A 16460-nucleotide genomic window follows, 5' to 3' on the forward strand; every position below is an offset into this window, starting at 1 on the left:
CGTTGGGTAGTTGTAGGTTGGAAACCATGGCAAAAATAGCAATAATTTGCCGCTTTTGCACCTTTCGTAAAGTTGTTTCGTTGGCGGGACGATTCCTCACGGACGGTTCCGCGGCCATCCCGATTGTGTCGGTTTGGCGGCAAAGACCCGCCGGAAATGTCCGGTTACGGATGTTTCCTTGTTGTGTGGAATTCGTTTTCCGGTTACAGCCGGACCTCCAGTGGCACTGCCGAGGTGTAGCTTTTGCCGCGGAATTTTGCGGTGCTTCCTTGCGGCACTTCGACTTTCAGCTGGTTATCCCGCAGCCAAACCCGGATATCGCCGTACGGGGTGGGGATAGTCGCTTCGAGCGGCTGCATCGAAGCGGGAACCTGCGGGTCGATCTCGAAGGTCGCCCAACCGTCGCTCAACGGGCGGATGCCCAGCAGTTCGGACGGGATCAGCGCTGCCGGGCCGCTGCTCCAGGCATGGCAGAGGCTCTTGCCGAACGGACGCCCGTAAAAACCGTACTGTTTCACTTCGTCTTCATTCGCATCGTAGCCTTCCCAGAAACTTGTCGCTCCCTGGGCGATCATACCGCCCCAATACTCTTTCATCTGCTTCAGCATCCGTTCGGGAGCACGCATCCGGGAGAGGGCCATGTATTCGAATCCGGCCATGTAGGGGGTTCCGACCGCTGTCACGGTCGTATCCCCCAAAATGTTGAGGATGCCCGGGTATTGCGACGGGGTGGCGAGACCCGATATTACCGCGAGGAAGTTCGCGTGGCGGTTCGGCTTGCTCTCCCCGTCGGGTTTGCCGCGCCATGCCTGCCGCACGGGATCGTAACCGCGTGCGAGCAGTACGCTTTTGAGCGCGTCGGATTTCTTCTGCCAATAGGCCGCCAACGGTTTGTCGCCCATCCGTTCCGCGAGCGATACGGCGCTTTGCTGCGCCCACCACCAAAGCACCTGCAAGGCGTTTTCCTTCTCGACATCGACCCAGTCGATGAAGAGCCAGCGGATGCTGTCGGTCAGAATGCCGTTTTGATCGCAGCGGCTTTCGAGTACATTGAGGGCTTTTTTGATGCGCGGCCATTCGCGTTGCAGGTGGAGCCGGTCGCTGAAGAACAGTTGGTAGCGATCCTGTGCGATCAGCCACCAGAGCGAGTAGTCGGCGATGTCGTTGATGTCGGTCTGTGCGATTCCTTCGCGGCCGAGCATTGCGATCGTGCGCCGTACGATCTCCCGGTCGGCAAACGTGTAGGCGTTTACCATCATGCTCATCGCCAGGTCGCCCGCCCAAGGCAGGCGGTCGCGCTTGATGCCGTCCATCAGGAATTCGTGCATGCAGAGGCGCAGCGTGTAGGCGCTTTTGAACCAAATGTCGTTGAGCAGTGTGTCTGCGGAGTGGAAATCGCCCCGGTAGCGGGCCGGGTGGGCGTAGGCATCGCATGCGACCGTTTGTACCGAGGCTCCGTCCGGCAGGTAAGCGTAGCGGAACGCCACCGGCGTCACCGAACGCCAAAGGCCTTTGCCGGCCGCTTCCAGATCGAAGCTCTGTTCACGCGGGCGCGCTGCGGTATCGACTGCTTCGAGTATCGATTCGCCGGCAAAGAATTGCGGCTTGCTGTCGGCTTTCAGTACGATAAAACCGAACAGCTCCCGGCCGAAATCGTAGAGGGTGTCGTTTTGGAACGCCGGTTGCAACCGGACGGTAGGGGTTTCGAACCTGTGCGGCAGCGTCCCGTCTTTATGGCGGGGATAAGCGCACGGATAACTCCAGGAGAGGCTGTCCGCAGAAGCCTGCCAGAGCGGGTTGCCGGTGGCGAACTCACCTTTTTCGACCCATAGTGCGGGCGGTTCCTGTTCGGTCGTGAGTGCGACCATCAAGGTTCCCGGTGCGGAGAGCTTGAATTTGTGCGGGGAGGTGCTGGCTGCACCGGTATAAATCGTCTGTCCGTCCATCATGACGCGTACGTTGCCGTATGCGTTGAGCGATACCCACCTCGGGTAGTGTGCGTCGACCGATGCCGGGATGCGGAAATAGGCCCGGTTACTGGGCTCGTAGTAGTTGCCGGGATACCTGACCCGCAGCCGGGCCTCCTTGACCCGCTGGCGCATCAGGTGCAGCCGCCACGCTTCCAGTTCCGTATCGGCATACAACCACGGTGAACCCGGCAGGGTGTCCGGGGCGGGGGCCGGTGCAGTACGTGAATAGAGCGGATCGACCCCAGCGGCAGGACGGTTTTCCGGGCGGCGGCTGTTGCCGACATCGGCGGATCCCGCTGTGCCGGGCAGGTCTGTAGTTCGGGTACCGGTTGCTGAAACGGGGGAAGAGGCTGAGGCACCCAACAGCAGTACGGCTGTGAGCGCGGCAAGTCTGGATCGGTTTATCATGCAAAATTTTGTATTAGTACATGGCTGATTATCCGCACGAAGGAACCGGGAGCCTTGCCGGAACCATCTGTAGGGATACTAGCAAAGATAAACTTTTTGCATCGGAAAAACAATGTTTCAATTGGAGATCATCGGGGGCATGATCGGTAAAGGGGCCGTAGGAATAGAACGGGGCAACTCTATCGGGAACGGAAGCCGGCAGACGGCGGGATGAGTGCGGCAGAACAGCTCCTGCCCCTTTAGCGGGATGAAACCGTACCGGTTAGGGAATCCGATCCGGAGCCGGGCGCCGTTTTGCGTGTTTTCCAGTGCGGGGTGATGCTGAGGAAGAAGCCGTAGTTGCGGCCGGGCATCGGGCGCGAGAGCACCGATACGTATTTCTCGTTGAAGAGGTTGTAAACCGAGAATTTTAGCGAAAGCTCGCCGGCGCGTGAGATGAAGACCTTTTCGAGCGAGGCGTCGTTCATGTAATAGGGTTTCAGTACGCCGAGCCGCCCCGAATCGTTGCTCGAAGTGGTATAGCGTTCGCTGTAGTGGTTGTATTTGTAGAGGAGCGTAAAGCGTTTCCAGCTGAGGCGCCCCGTCACAGATGAGGAGTATTCGGGAATGTAGACCAACTGTTTTCCGATCGACTGGTCGGCCCAGCTCTGCGGTTCGCCTTGGTTGATCGAACGGGTCTTGGCCCAGTTGCCGTCGAAGCGGATACCCCATTGGCGGCCCAGGTCGACGCTGAGCCGGCCGCGCAGCTCGAAGCCGTAGCTGTGCACCTGCTTCACGTTGCTCGGCGTCCAGTAGCCTTTGGCTGTCGGAAGCCAGAGGATCCAGTCTTTGATTTTCGAATTGTAGACGGTCGCCTCGCCCCGGAAGGTGAAGCGTCCCGCTTCGAATCCCGTTTCGATGCCTCCGTCATAGGTGAAACCCCGTTCGCACCGCAGCGAATCGTTGCCGCCGGGCAGGAAATAGAGGTCGTTGAGCGACGGGTAGCGGAAGTTGCGCGCGACCGAAGCTTTGACGACCAGGCCCGCTTGCGGCCAAAGGACGTATTCGGCGAAAAAAGCGGGAATCAGCGGGGTGAGGTGCTGTCCGTAGCTCTCGGCGCGCAGGTCCGCGGCAAAGCTCAGCCCTTTGGCCGGGCGGTATTTGGCCGTGGCGAAGAGCGATGCTTCGGCGCGCTGCTTGTCGTAACCCGTTTTGTCGTATTTGTCGTAGCTGTTCACGGCGTTGAGGTTCACCGACGCATTGGCTTTGAACATCCATTTGGGCGAAAGATACCAGTCGGCGGAGAACTGGGCGTAGCCGGTGTGGATACGGCTCAGCGAGTGGATCATCTCGACCAGTTCTTCGGTGCCGTTCTCGCCCTTGTAGGTGTACAGCATGTTCGAATAGCTGTATCCGGCCTTCGCGGAGAGTTTCCACAGGTCGTTGTAGCGGTCCCAGGTGCCGACCAGCCGTACGGTCGTTTCGTCCTGCTGGTTTTTGGACTGGTCCTCTTCGCGGTAGTTCACGTTGAGCATCGGTACGCCGCGCCGCGAATCGAGGAACCATCCGGTAAAGCCGTATTTGTTGTTGTTGCGCCCCTGCCAATAGAGTTCCTGCAACAGGTGCAGGTCGCGGTACGAACCGTTTTTGTTGCGTTCGGTGGGGTAGGTGCCGTCCTCGTTGCGCTTGTTGAAGTTCACGTACGGGAAGTCGTTCTTCGCGTTGGCGTAATAGAAACGGGTCGAGGATTGGAATTTCGGGCTGCCGTACTGCACCCGCAGGAATTCGTCGTAGGTGTTGAAACTGCTGATGCCCTGGATGAAATTGAGTTTTATGCCGTCGAGTCCCTGTGTCGGTTTCGTGTCGAGCGCGACGGCACCGCCGAGTCCTCCTCCCGAGACACCCACCGAGCTGGCCCCGTGGTAGAGGCTGCCGCGGTCGATGAAAAACGACGGTATCATCGAGAAATCGACCATGCCGAGCGTCGGCGAGTTGAGCTTCAAGCCGTTCCACAACACTTGCGTGTGCGACGGGGAAGTACCCCGAAACGATGCGGTGGCGAGGGACCCGCGTCCGTACGATTTGATGAATATGGGCGTGTTTTGCGAGAGGACGTCCGCCATGCTGTTGACCACCGTTTCGCGCAGCGTCAGGGTATCCAGGTTGGTTTTGGTGGTTCCCACGTCCGTAAGCGGCCGTTTACCGGTAACCGATACCTCCTGCAACTGCACGAGCCGTTTCGGGGCCTGGCCCTGAAGCGGGCCGGCCCCGATGGCGGCAAGTGTCATGCAGAGTATGAACGCGGTTCTGTTCACGTTTTTCCTCAGTTCAATGCGTTATTCCGGTTGCAAGCTATTCGGTCTTGAAGAATACACCGGCCGGGAAGGAGGTCTTGTCCGAATAGGTCTTGACCAATTTGCCCTGGTTGCTGAACGAGTGGATGCTGTTGGTCAGGTAATCGGTGCCGTATCCTTTGATGGAATTTACGAAAAGCTGGTTGGTGAGCGGATGTACGCCCATGCCGCCGTATATCAGGTAATTGCCGTCTTTAGCCGTTTCAGACAATGAAATGAACTTTTCGGTTTTCCCGGTCGTGCAGTCGTGCTTGTAGATCGGATAGTCGTAGTGGCTCCAATCCGGGGATTCGTCTTTCCAGAAATAGAGAACGTTGTCGGTTTTCGAAGCGCAGAGGCCGATAGAAGGTACCCAGCCGCCAGAGAGGTTGATGTCCTTGACCTCGTTCTTGACGCCGATGGCGTCCGTTGCGGTCAGTATCTGCACCATGTAGGACGGCGTGCCTGCGCAGGACGACCAGATGTTGCCGTCTTTGCCCAGCACGATGCCCGAAGAGGTACCCGGCAGGTCGATTGTTTTCGTGACGGCGTCGCTGGCCGGGTCGATCACCAGCAGTTTGGAGCCCGCTGCGGCGTATACCTTGCTGCCGGTATTGACCATCTTGATTTTCAGGGCGCCTTCCGAACCTGCGATTTTGCCGTTGAGCTTGCGGTTCTTCAGGTCGGCGACGTAGATTGCACGGCCGTCTCGGATATAGGCTTTGTCGGCGCTGACTACCGCGAGGTGGGTCGGTGCGCTCAGGTCGCTGAACTCGTCGTTCGTGTAGTCGGTCACATAGGTCATCGTCTCGGCGTTCGTAACGGTCAGGTAACCGTCGAATCCTTCGGCCTTTTTGCCGTTCTGGGTGAGGATGTAGGCTTTACCGCCGAAGAAGCACATGTCCTGCGCCGTGATACCGAGTTTGCGCGTCGGATTGGCCTTCGTATAGACCGATTCGGTGACCTGTCCGTCGTCGCCGATGAAGATGAGCGAGCTGGGCACGGAGGTAAAGTTGCCTTCGTTGAGGATGAAGGTGCCGGTGTGGTAGGGGCCGTAAACGGTTACTTCGCATCCTACGGTGTTGCCGGTGCCTTCGGCGTTGAAAACGGTCACGTTGACGATGTAGTTACCCAATTCGGTTGCCGTGAAGGTGTACTCCTGGGCTTGTCCGACCTGTTCGTTGTTGACTTCCCAGAGGTAAGTAGCCTCGTCGGTGTTGGCGCTGACTGCTTTGAGGGTCAGCGTGCCGCCCAGTGTCAGTGCGATGGGTTGGGTCGGATCGGTGCCTGCAGGCGCTTCGATCGAAACCTGCGGAGTGGGGAGCGGTTCGTGCTCCTTGCTGCAGGAGGTGATGACCAGCAGTCCGAAAAGGGCGAATAATAGTTTTTTCATAAATAGATTGAGAAATGAATGATTTTATGTGGTGGTTGGGTCTGTCGGTTTACGGAGGGGGCCGATTGCGGGAAATGCACGACTTTGTCCGGGTTTATTTTCCTGCATGGAGGTCCTTGACATCGAGCACTTCGGTCGATAGTTCGCCGATGGATTCGGTGGTGAAATGTACGCCTGTCTGGATCTTGACGAAGTCGATGTGGCGCAGGCCGGCCGGGGTGCCGTCGGCCTTCACGGCGTTGTCGATCTCGAAATTATTGACTCTCGCGCCGGTGCCGTCGGCATTGCTGCCGGTCCCGTCTTTCGGGCTGAAGTTATCCGCATAGCCCCAGTCGTAGGCTTTGTTGACCCAACCGGTACCCTCCTCCCAATCGGAATTTGTAGCGAGGCGAGTGCCGCTGAGCGTGTAACTGTCCGCAGTGATCCAGGCCGGATAATAGGTGTCTTGTTTGTGGAAACCGGGCAGGTAATAGACCATCCCTTCGTTGCCTTCGTTGTCTTCCCAACGGATGTCGGTTCCTGCGGACTGCGGCTTGTAATAGGTGACGCTGTAATCTTTCAGTGTTTCGGGTTTGCCGTATTCGCTGCCTTTGAGTTCGTACCAGGTGTCGTCGGGTTTGCCGTTGCCGTTTTCATCCTGCATGACGTAGACGATTCCCGGTTCGGAACTGCCCGAGAAAGAATTTCCCGCGATCGAAAAGTCCGCCCCTTTTTCGTTGTAGATGCTGTGGTCGAAGCCCACGATCAGGTAACCGCCGAATCCGCCCAGCGAAACATATGCGCTTTTCCCCATTCGTTCGAGCGCATAGGCGCAGGCCGCTTCCGGGGTGTTTTCATTCTTGAAGCCGGATTGGGGTTCGTTGATGAACTGGCCCGGGGCCGGGGTGTATTCGTATACGGCATTGCAGGCCGCCAGGCTGTTCTGCGTGGCGGGACGGTAGTGCACGTCCACCGGCTCGACCGTGACCGAAAGTTGTTGGGTCGCTTCACCGCCTGCGGTTTTGACCGTCAGGGTCAGCGCATAGGTTCCTGTCTCGTCCGACTGGAACGTATAGGTAGCCGACGTGCCTACCTGCTGTCCGCCCAGCGTCCAGCTATATTGTGCTCCGTCGCCGTTTTCGACCTGCGGGGTGATGGTCAGCGGAAAGCCCGCTTTGGCGTAAAACGTTCCGTCGGTGTTATCCTTAAACGAGATCGAAGGGGCTTCGGGCGTATTGTCTTCGTTGTTGCATGAGCTGAAAACGGCTGCGCTCAGGCAGAGGGCCAGTGAGAGGATTAAAAACTGTTTCATAGCAGTGCGTAGTGTTAGGTTATGTCGTTATATTTTCGAGGTCATCGGGAAACGTTTGCAGCGGGGTGAGGGCCTTCCTGTCATTCGGCAAAACAGAAGGCTCCGGGGGTGATGCCGACCCGCAGTGTGTCGAGCGGAACAGCCTGTGGCGAGAAACGGTAGACCACACCGTTCTGGACATAGTCGATCGCGTCGGCGACGTATACCTCCGAGGTTTTCGGGTCGACCGTAAGGCCGTAATAGATCGTATTGTTGTATTTGAGGAACGGTTCTCTGGGTACGGCATCGGCCCTTACGTCCATACGCCAGACGGCCTCGTTGATAAAATAGAGCGTGTCGCGCGTTCCGTTGAGGCACACCTCCGAAGGGGCGTCGTTGAGGTCGAACACGATCCGTTTTTCGATTTGCCGGGTTTCCGCGTCGATCCGGTAGAGGCAGGGCTCCTCGTGCCCGTAGGGACTGCCTTTGTATCCTCCGTCGGTGATCGTCCAGATTTTGTCGTACTTGTCGATCACCAGCGATGTGGGCTGGATGCCGACCTCGATCGAATCCACGACGCTGTCCGTATCGGAGTCGATCACCAGGATCTTGTTGTCGTATGACCAGCAGTTCGTAAAGACGAAGTTTTTGTATTGCACCATCTGTTCGGTAGGATGCTGCCGTCCGTAGCCGTTGTTGACGTCGATGCGGCCGGTAATCTGGCAGCTTTCGGGGTTGACGATCGTGATGGCCCGTGCGTAGAGGTCCGTGACGTAGGCTTTCGTGTCGCTCAGAAAGTGCATGTAGCGGGGCGAAGTGAGTCCCCGGATCGTGCCGGTGATTTTGGCCGTCCGCCGGTCGATGGCGAAAATGACGCCCGAATTGTTGATGATTACATAGACCGTGTTGCCCCGTACGATCGCCGATTGCGCCACGTCGCCCAACGGGATTCCGTTGGCACTGTAAAAAATATCGTTCGATCCGTCTTCGTTGGTGACCAGCGCGCTGTGCGTGATATCGTAGTAGCTTAGCGATGCGTTGCCGTATGTGAAATTTCCTTCGTTGGAAATAAACAGCCCCCGCCCCGGCAGCGTGATGTCGATCGGTTCGACGGGGCCGTACTCCATACAACCCGCAAGCGGAAGCGACAGACCCAGGCACAGCAATGCCGCGCTTGCCGGTTTACGGATGCGGCAGGCTCCCGCTTCCGTAAAGCAGGTCCGTAAGATACGCCGTATAAGGAGTAATGGAATACGCATCGCTGTTGTTTTTGTTCCATAGATTTTTCAACAGCGACGGAAAATCAGAGAAAGTCGGGAAAATACCGGAATTGCCGTCGGGGACTTCGCCAACCCATATCGCCGCAGGTTGTAAAATCTATGTCGCAGCGGCAGGTCTTCTGACTTGTCCCGCTCTCCGCGCCTTCCCGTCCTGTCGCTGTGACAGAATAGTGGCTTGTGCGGAGAGCACCGGCCCTTGCGGGCGGGACTTACAGCAGCGGGAACTGTTGCCGAATCGCACGGCATTCCCTTTTAATCCCCGGGCGGAGAGCCCCAGCGGGAACCATTGCGACGCAAAAGTGCGTTTTTTTTCGGACAAAAACAAATTCACCTGCACAGGTTGACGTTTATTTCTTATCTTTGTTATTGGAATAACAAAACCCGCACGGGTGACCAACAAATGCATATTGATATGGCAAAGAAAATTTTGATCCGGGATCTGACTCTTCGTGACGGTCAGCAATCGTCGTTCGCCACGCGCATGAACCAGAATCAGGTGGACAGGGTGCTACCTTATTACAAAGAGGCCGGTTTTTACGCAATGGAAGTATGGGGCGGAGCGGTGCCCGACTCGGTGATGCGTTACCTGGGCGAGAACCCGTGGGACCGCCTGGAGAAGATCAAGGCGGTAGTGGGTGATGTCTCGAAGCTGACGGCCCTTTCGCGCGGGCGAAACCTGTTCGGGTACAGCCCCTATACCGATGAAATTATCGAAGGATTTTGCCGCAATGCGATCGAATCCGGTCTCGGCATCATGCGTATCTTCGATGCGCTGAACGATGTGGAGAACATCAAATCGACCGTCAAATATGTAAAGAAATACGGTGGACTGGCCGATTGTGCGGTTTGCTATACGATCGACCCGCACTTTTCGGTGGGCGAGCGGTTTACGTCGCTGCTCAAGGGCAAGAAGCTGCCGGGCAAAGTTTTTACCGACGCCTATTTCCTGGATAAAGCCAGGCAAATGGAGGCGCTCGGCGCCGACATGATCACGATCAAGGACATGAGCGGCCTGATTCCTCCCAAACGGGTGGCCGGGTTGATACGCCTGTTCAAACATAATCTTAAAGTGCCGGTGGATTTCCATACGCACTGCACGCCGGGTTACGGCCTGGCTTCGGTGCTGTCGGCCATCGTCAGCGGGGCGGATATCGTGGATACCAACATTTGGTATTTCGCGGGCGGTCCCGCCGCTCCGGCCATCGAGCTGATCTACATCTTCTGTCAGAAGATGGGTGTCGAGCTGGATATCAACATGGGAGCCGTAGCGAAGATCAACAGCGAGCTGCTGCGCATTCGCAAGGAGCTGGAGCAGTTCGACGCCGTCAAGCAGTTCCCCAATCCGTTCAATCCGCTTACCGATACGTTGCCTGCCGAGGTGGACAAGGAGTTCGACCGTGCGATTGAGGCGGCCCGCAACATGAACGAGGCCGACCTGATCGCTGCCTGCCATGCTATCGAACGCCATTTCAATTTCCCGGCCCCGAACGAACTGGTTAAAAAAGCAGAGATTCCGGGCGGTATGTATACGAATATGGTGGCGCAGCTCAAGCAACTCAAGGCCGAGGATATCCTCGAGAAGGCGATGGAGTTGATTCCGCGCGTGCGCCTCGATGCCGGGTTGCCGCCGCTGGTGACGCCCACGAGCCAGATCGTAGGGGCGCAGGCGGTGAACTGTGCGTTGGATGCCCGCAGCGGCAAACCGATGTACTCGAATGTTTCGAACCAGTTCGTAGGGCTCGTCAAGGGCGAATACGGCAAAACGCCCGTTCCGGTCGATCCGGAGTTCCGGCTGAAGATTGCCGGCGTGCGCGAGGAGACCCCGTACGATACATCCAAGTACCGGATGCAGCCCAACCCGGTACTCGACGAGTGCGGCGGCGTGAAACTGGCCGAGAACGAGAAAGAGGTACTGTTACTCGAACTGTTCCCGTTGGTAGCCAAAGGTTTCCTGACCGACCAGAAAAAGAAACGTTACGAAGAGAGCAAACCCGCAGTTGCGGCCGAGCCGGAAGGGACGGCTGCGAAGGCCGGCGAGACTTCGTCGGCCAAGGCCAAAGAGCCGATTACGGGACGGGTGGTGAGTGCGCCGATGCCGGGCCGTATCATCCGGGTGCTGGTGAAGCCGGGCGATAAAGTGGAGGCCGGGCAGGACGTGGTTATCCTCGAGGCGATGAAGATGGAGAACAGTATCATGGCCAGTGCGGGAGGAACGGTCAAGCAGTTGTTGGTTGCCGAGGGCGATACGGTGGCTGCCGACGCGCAACTGATCGAGATCGTCTGATTCCGTTCGTCCATAGGCGGGGTATCATACCTAAACCGGTCGGTTTCGCCGTAATTTCGTACTTGAGGCCGAAGGTCCGCGCGCGTTGTATTCATTGAGGTATATGTTCCGGGTGACTTATTTCGGATGATAGCTCTGGAAACTGTCCGGATGATTTTGGGAAGGCTGCGATTTGATCGCGGCCTTCCTTAATTTTTTCGTCTATCCGATTGTTTTTGTATTCGAAATATTGTGGTTGGAAAATTTGGGCTGTTTGCCACCTGCTGTCGTTTCGGCGCGGATGCAATTTGTCTTTTCGGGAAAGAGGCGGATAGGGTATTGCACTGCGGTCTTGGCTATGATCGTGTGCGGCTGATAGATGCAGTGAAGAAGGGCGCGTGTGCCGGAAGGCCGTGGTGGTGGAAGAAAAAGGTTTTTTTGTTGGTGGTTCCGCGAATATTTCTGTATATTTGCGCCGCGTGTCGTGTTTCCCGGCCGGAAATTGCGTTCCGGGGGATGTCGGTTCCGTTTTTCACTCTTTGATTACCAATAAGATACCATAATCTATGAATCTGACGTTGTTTGTTACCGTTTTGATTACGGCGGTGATGCTTGTCGTAGCGGCGCTGGGTATAGCCCTGCTCATTTCGCCCCGCTCGTTCAACAAGCAGAAGGGCGAAGCCTACGAATGCGGTATTCCCACGCGGGGTAAGTCGTGGATGCAGTTCAAGGTGGGCTACTACCTGTTCGCCATCCTTTTCCTGATGTTCGACGTCGAGGCCGTGTTCCTCTTCCCGTGGGCGGTGATCCTGCGTGAAGTGGGCGTAGAGGGCCTCGTAACGATCATCTTCTTCTTGTTTATCTTGGTTCTGGGTCTGGTTTACGCCTGGAGGAAAGGAGCTTTGGAATGGAAATAAAGATCAAATCGATGAAATACGAGGACTTCAGGGACAACGAATACCTGGAGACCTATGCAAAACTGCAGCAAGAGGGCGTGCCTGTCGCGATCGGCGTTCTGGACGAACTGATCAACTGGGGGCGTTCCAATTCGCTCTGGCCGCTGACGTTCGCTACGAGCTGCTGCGGTATCGAGTTCATGTCGGTCGGCGCCGCCCGGTATGACTTCGCCCGGTTCGGGTTTGAAGTGGCCCGCGCCAGCCCGCGCCAGGCCGACGTAATTATCGTTGCCGGTACGATCACGCACAAGATGGCGCCTGTGCTCAAACGGCTTTACGACCAGATGGCCGAGCCGAAGTATGTGATCGCGATGGGGGCCTGCTCCATCTCCGGCGGTCCGTTCAAAAAGTCTTACCATGTGGTGCAGGGCGTCGATACGATCATTCCGGTGGACGTTTATGTGCCGGGGTGTCCCCCGCGTCCCGAGTCGCTGTTGTACGGCATGATGCAGTTGCAGCGCAAAGTAAAGGCGCAGCGCTTCTTCGGCGGTGCGAACCGCAAGGAGAAGATGCCCGCAGAGTTGAAGGAAATGGAACAGGAAGGAGGCGACAATGAGTAACCTGATACAAGATAAGATACTGGCACTGGCTCCCGCCGCGACGGTGAAAGAGGGCGAAGTGCTGACCGTGACGGTTCCGGCGGAGAATTTCCACGCCGTGGCGGAGATGCTGCGCGACGACCGTGAGACGCAGTTCGATTTTCTGGTTTGCATGACCGGAGCCGACTGGGGCGAAACCCTCGGTGTGGTGTACCACCTGCGTTCGACTACGCTGGGCCACGAAGTGGTGCTGCGTATCGAGACGGCCGACCGTGAACATCCGGTTTTGCCCAGTGTATGCGACTTGTGGCATTCGGCCAACCTGAACGAGCGTGAAGTATACGACTTCTACGGCATCCGGTTTACGGGCCATCCCGATATGCGCCGGCTGTACCTGCGCAACGACTGGGTCGGCTATCCTTTCCGCAAGGATTACGATGCGAACCCGGAGATCAATCCGGTACCGGAGACCAATGAACCGACCGAGGACGAGGCTCCCTGCTACGAGCTCAAGGACGGTAAGATCGAAAAGGGAGAACATGTGCTCTTCGACGAAGAGGAGTATGTGGTCAACATCGGCCCCCAGCACCCTGCGACGCACGGCGTACTGCGCTTCCGTACCTCGCTCGAGGGCGAGATCATCAAGAAGATCGACGTGCATTGCGGTTATATCCACCGCGGTGCGGAGAAAATGTGCGAGAGCATGACCTATCCGCAGACGCTCTCGCTGACCGATCGTTTCGATTATCTGGGGGCGCATCAGAACCGCCATGCGCTTTGTATGTGTATCGAAAAGGCGATGCAGCTCGAGGTTCCCGCCCGTGCACAGTACATCCGCACGATCATGGACGAGCTGCAGCGTATCGATTCGCACCTGCTGTTCTATGCCACGATGTGTATGGACATGGGCGGTCTGACACCGTTCTTTTACGGTTTCCGCGACCGTGAAATGGTGCTCGATATTTTCGAGGGTACCACCGGCGGCCGCCTGATCCAGAATTACAATGTGATCGGAGGCGTGATGGCCGACCTGGCTCCCGATTTCGTGGAGAAGGTTAAAAAATTCATCGCTTACCTGCCCGGTGTGCTGAAAGAGTACCACGCGGTATTTACCGGCAACGTGATCGCACAGCAGCGTCTCAAGGGCGTCGGCGTCCTTTCGAAGGAGGATGCGATCTCTTACGGTGCGACGGGTCCCACGGGCCGAGCTTCGGGGTGGGCCTGCGATGTGCGCAAGGTACATCCTTACGGCGTTTACGACAAGGTAGAATTCAAAGAGGTAATCCATACCGAAGGCGACTCGTTCGCCCGCTACATGGTGCGTATGGAGGAGATCCTCGAGTCGCTGCACATTATCGAACAGCTGATCGACAACATCCCGGAGGGCGATTACGCTGCCAAAACCAAACCCATCATCCGCCTGCCGGAAGGGGAGTATTTCGCAAGCGTTGAAGCGCCCCGCGGCGAGTTCGGCGCGTATATCGAAAGCCGTGGCGACAAATACCCCTACCGCATGAAGTTCCGTTCGTCATGCCTGCCGCTGGTGTCGGTGGTAGACCCGCTTGCGCGCGGCGCGAAGATCGGCGACCTGATCGCGATCGGTGGGTCGCTCGACTATGTGGTACCCGACGTGGACCGCTAACCCAAGTTTAACCTGATAATTAAAACAAATATGTTTGATTTTTCAATCGTGACTCAATGGGTCGACACGCTGTTGCGGAGCTGGATGTCCCCGACGGCGGCCGTGATCGTTGAGTGTGTGCTGGTAGGGGTTTGCCTCTTGTTGGGTTATGCCGTGATCGCGCTGGCGCTGATCTACATTGAGCGTAAAGTCTGCGCATTCTTCCAGTGCCGCCTCGGGCCGAACCGCGTGGGACCCTATGGAGTGATCCAGAGCGTTGCCGACATGTTCAAGATGCTCATCAAGGAGATCATCCACATCAACCATATCGATAAGTTCCTGTTTGGTTTAGCACCTTATATCGTTATTATTTCCTCGGTGCTGGCATTCAGTTGTATTCCCTTTGCCAAGGGGCTGCAGGTGCTCGATTTCAATATCGGTATCTTCTTCCTGCTGGCCGTTTCGTCGATCGGTATCGTCGGAATCCTGCTGGCCGGATGGTCGAGTAATAACAAGTATACGCTGATCGGCGCCATGCGAAGCGGTGCGCAGATGATCAGTTACGAGCTTTCGATCGGGCTTTCTATCCTGACGATGGTGATGCTCGCGGGCACGATGTCCCTTTCGGGGATCGTCGAGGCGCAGGCCGGAGGCTGGTTTATTTTCACGGGGCATATTCCCGCGATCATCGCATTCCTGATCTATATCATCGCCGGTACGGCCGAAACCAACCGCGGCCCGTTCGACCTTCCCGAGGCCGAATCGGAGCTGACCGCAGGTTACCATACCGAATATTCGGGTATGCACTTCGGATTCTTCTACCTGGCCGAGTACCTGAACATGTTTATCGTCGCTTCGGTGGCCGCGACCCTCTTCTGGGGCGGCTGGATGCCGCTGCACATCTCGGGTTGGGACGGTTTCAACCAGGCGATGGACTACATTCCGTCGATTATCTGGTTCCTCGGCAAGGTCGCTGTGATGATCTTCATCATCATGTGGTTCAAGTGGACTTTCCCCCGCCTGAGGATCGACCAGCTCCTGAAACTCGAATGGAAGTACCTGCTGCCGATCAACCTGATCAATTTGTTGCTGATGGCGCTGATTATTGTCTTCGGTTTACATTTTTAAACATGACGAGCTATGACATTTAAAGAATACATCACTTCATTTTTCAGCGGCCTGCGCTCCCTGCTGGTGGGTATGGGCACCACGATCAAGGTCTTTTTCCGGCGCAAGACGACGGAGCAGTACCCCGAAAATCGTGCCACGCTGAAGATTTCGGACCGCTTCCGCGGCGAGCTGGTCATGATCCACAACGACAAGAACGAGCATCGTTGCGTTGCCTGCGGCATCTGCCAGATGAACTGTCCCAACGGAACGATCAATGTCGTCACCAAGCAGGTGACCGACGAGGAGACGGGTAAGGCCCGCAAGGTACTCGACCGTTACGAATACGATCTGGGCAGCTGCCTTTTCTGCCAGTTGTGCGTGCGTACCTGCCCGCACGATGCGATTAAGTTCATCAATACTTACGAGCACGCCGTCTTCACGCGCGGCAAACTGCGCGAGCAGCTCAATCACGAAGGTTCAACTCTTGCAAAAAAATAGACGTCTATGGAACTTACATCACAACAGATAGTCTTCTTTATCCTTGCCGCGGTGATTTTGGTCTGCTCGGTACTGACCGTCACTACGCGCCGGATCCTGAGGGCGGCGACCTACCTGCTTTTCGTGCTTTTCGCCACGGCAGGCCTCTATTTTCAAATGAACTATTCGTTCCTCGGTGCGGTACAGCTCACCATCTATGCGGGCGGCATCATCGTGCTGTACGTATTCTCGATCCTGCTGACCAGTTCCGATGCGGATAAGAAGGAGCCGCTGCGCAACCGCCGCAAGGTGGCCGGCCTGGCCGCTTCGGCCGTGGGCGTCGCGCTGAGCCTCTTCCTGTTGCTGACACATACCTTCCCGGCCGTTTATGCGTTGCCGGAGACGGAGCTGCCGATGAAGGCGATCGGTTATACGATGATGGGCACCGGCAAGTACCAGTACCTGTTGCCGTTCGAGCTGGTGAGTATCCTGCTGCTGGCCTGCATCATCGGAGGAATTATGATTGCACGAAAAAGACAATAAGCTATGATACCAATGCAGTTTTACCTGATCGTCAGCGCGGTGATGCTTTTCGCGGGCATCTACGGTTTCATCACGCGCCGCAACCTGCTGGCCATCCTTATCTCGATTGAGTTGATCCTCAATGCGGTGAACATCAACTTCGCGGTGTTCAACCATTATCTCTATCCCGGTGCGCTCGAAGGGCTCTTCTTCGCGCTGTTTTCCATTGCCGTGGCCGCTGCCGAAACGGCCGTCGCCATCGCCATCATCATCAATATTTACCGGAATATCCGCAATATTGAGGTGAAGAAACTCAACGAACTGAAAGACTAAACCGAA

13 protein-coding genes and 1 riboswitch are annotated in these 16460 nt (G+C 56.7%); of the genes, 8 read left to right on the forward strand and 5 right to left on the reverse strand.

The features are described 5' to 3' along the window. Nucleotides 1-203 precede the first annotated feature (203 nt). The 5 genes from NQ495_RS10975 to NQ495_RS10995 all read right to left on the reverse strand — a co-directional run bounded on the left by NQ495_RS10975 (nucleotide 204) and on the right by NQ495_RS10995 (nucleotide 8480). On the reverse strand, nucleotides 204-2378 hold the full coding sequence (locus tag NQ495_RS10975; RefSeq protein WP_009133309.1) for an alpha-L-rhamnosidase-related protein: 2175 nt from the start codon (nucleotides 2376-2378) through the stop codon (nucleotides 204-206). Between the two features lie 239 nt (nucleotides 2379-2617). Continuing rightward, nucleotides 2618-4672 (reverse strand): TonB-dependent receptor plug domain-containing protein, encoded by a 2055-nt coding sequence (locus NQ495_RS10980; RefSeq protein ID WP_147513018.1) that lies wholly within the window; start codon nucleotides 4670-4672, stop codon nucleotides 2618-2620. Nucleotides 4673-4709: 37 nt separating this feature from the next. After that, nucleotides 4710-6083, reverse strand: coding sequence for a DUF5074 domain-containing protein (locus NQ495_RS10985; protein WP_009133312.1), 1374 nt, complete (start codon nucleotides 6081-6083; stop codon nucleotides 4710-4712). Between the two features lie 94 nt (nucleotides 6084-6177). Continuing rightward, nucleotides 6178-7374, reverse strand: coding sequence for a PKD-like domain-containing protein (locus NQ495_RS10990; protein ID WP_009133313.1), 1197 nt, complete (start codon nucleotides 7372-7374; stop codon nucleotides 6178-6180). Nucleotides 7375-7454: 80 nt separating this feature from the next. After that, complete coding sequence (locus NQ495_RS10995) at nucleotides 7455-8480, reverse strand: YncE family protein (protein WP_040294142.1); 1026 nt, start codon at nucleotides 8478-8480, stop codon at nucleotides 7455-7457. Nucleotides 8481-8725: 245 nt separating this feature from the next. After that, nucleotides 8726-8936, reverse strand: a riboswitch (cobalamin riboswitch). A 109-nt stretch (nucleotides 8937-9045) separates the two neighbouring features. On the opposite strand from NQ495_RS10995, the gene NQ495_RS11000 reads away from it, so the two are divergent. From NQ495_RS11000 to nuoK, 8 genes are all read left to right on the forward strand, one after another. Then, the gene (locus tag NQ495_RS11000) at nucleotides 9046-10917 is read left to right on the forward strand and encodes a biotin/lipoyl-containing protein (RefSeq protein WP_009133315.1); all 1872 of its coding nucleotides are present in this window, start codon (nucleotides 9046-9048) and stop codon (nucleotides 10915-10917) included. Nucleotides 10918-11462: 545 nt separating this feature from the next. Beyond that, nucleotides 11463-11813 carry an NADH-quinone oxidoreductase subunit A gene (locus NQ495_RS11005; protein ID WP_009133316.1) on the forward strand — a complete coding sequence of 117 codons (351 nt, stop codon included), beginning with the start codon at nucleotides 11463-11465 and terminating at the stop codon, nucleotides 11811-11813. Further along, on the forward strand, nucleotides 11804-12412 hold the full coding sequence (locus tag NQ495_RS11010; RefSeq protein ID WP_040294143.1) for an NADH-quinone oxidoreductase subunit B: 609 nt from the start codon (nucleotides 11804-11806) through the stop codon (nucleotides 12410-12412). The genes NQ495_RS11005 and NQ495_RS11010 overlap by 10 nt, the downstream gene beginning before the upstream one ends. Next, on the forward strand, nucleotides 12405-14033 hold the full coding sequence (locus NQ495_RS11015; protein WP_009133318.1) for an NADH-quinone oxidoreductase subunit D: 1629 nt from the start codon (nucleotides 12405-12407) through the stop codon (nucleotides 14031-14033). Before NQ495_RS11010 ends, NQ495_RS11015 begins: the two co-directional genes overlap by 8 nt. Before the next feature lie 30 nt (nucleotides 14034-14063). Further along, nucleotides 14064-15140, forward strand: a complete 1077-nt coding sequence (nuoH, locus tag NQ495_RS11020; RefSeq protein WP_009133319.1) for an NADH-quinone oxidoreductase subunit NuoH — start codon at nucleotides 14064-14066, stop codon at nucleotides 15138-15140. 12 nt (nucleotides 15141-15152) lie between these two features. Beyond that, nucleotides 15153-15620: a 4Fe-4S binding protein gene (locus tag NQ495_RS11025; protein WP_009133320.1), complete on the forward strand. Its 468-nt coding sequence runs from the start codon at nucleotides 15153-15155 to the stop codon at nucleotides 15618-15620. Between the two features lie 6 nt (nucleotides 15621-15626). Beyond that, the gene (locus tag NQ495_RS11030) at nucleotides 15627-16142 is read left to right on the forward strand and encodes an NADH-quinone oxidoreductase subunit J family protein (RefSeq protein WP_009133321.1); all 516 of its coding nucleotides are present in this window, start codon (nucleotides 15627-15629) and stop codon (nucleotides 16140-16142) included. Between the two features lie 3 nt (nucleotides 16143-16145). Continuing rightward, nucleotides 16146-16454, forward strand: coding sequence for an NADH-quinone oxidoreductase subunit NuoK (gene nuoK, locus NQ495_RS11035; RefSeq protein WP_040294144.1), 309 nt, complete (start codon nucleotides 16146-16148; stop codon nucleotides 16452-16454). The last annotated feature ends 6 nt before the right edge of the window (nucleotides 16455-16460 follow it).

The organism is Alistipes indistinctus YIT 12060 (genome assembly GCF_025144995.1).
GTDB lineage: Bacteria > Bacteroidota > Bacteroidia > Bacteroidales > Rikenellaceae > Alistipes_A > Alistipes_A indistinctus.